The organism is Aeromonas sp. ZOR0002 (assembly GCF_963866995.1).
Classification (GTDB): Bacteria; Pseudomonadota; Gammaproteobacteria; order Enterobacterales; family Aeromonadaceae; genus Aeromonas; species Aeromonas caviae.
In genome coordinates, this window is record NZ_CAWMFQ010000232.1 from 1 (window position 1) to 416 (window position 416).

Consider the following 416-nt stretch of genomic DNA (forward strand, 5'->3'; position numbering starts at 1 on the left):
GGCGGTCAGGGTGGTTTTACCGTGGTCAACGTGGCCGATGGTACCCACGTTAACGTGCGGTTTATTACGCTCAAATTTTTCTTTAGACATGATCGTCCCTCTAAACTAACGCTGAGTACGCGGTGGCAAGCTAACCACAGAACAGTTTATATGATGGATTTGAATCAAGGGGAGTAGAGAGGTTGGTGCTGACAGGCTGGTTCGATTGCCGAACTCACCCTAAGGTGTGGCTCTCAGAATTACCTGAGCCATATCAGCATCTTGGAGCGGGCAGCGGGAATCGAACCCGCATCATCAGCTTGGAAGGCTGAGGTAATAGCCATTATACGATGCCCGCATTTCTCTAACCCAAAGAACTCAAACCGCAGAGAAATATGGTGGAGGGAGAAGGATTCGAACCTTCGAAGGCAGAGCCG

The 416-nt window shown here is 50.2% G+C and carries 1 protein-coding gene and 1 tRNA gene; both read right to left on the minus strand.

Going from position 1 to position 416, the window contains the following annotated elements:
* Positions 1-90 (minus strand): GTP-binding protein (locus AACR77_RS13205; RefSeq protein WP_042882060.1); only part of this gene is annotated, 90 nt, incomplete at its 3' end.
* A gap of 172 nt (positions 91-262) precedes the next feature.
* A tRNA-Gly gene (locus AACR77_RS13210) sits at positions 263-337 on the minus strand.
* Positions 338-416: the final 79 nt, after the last annotated feature.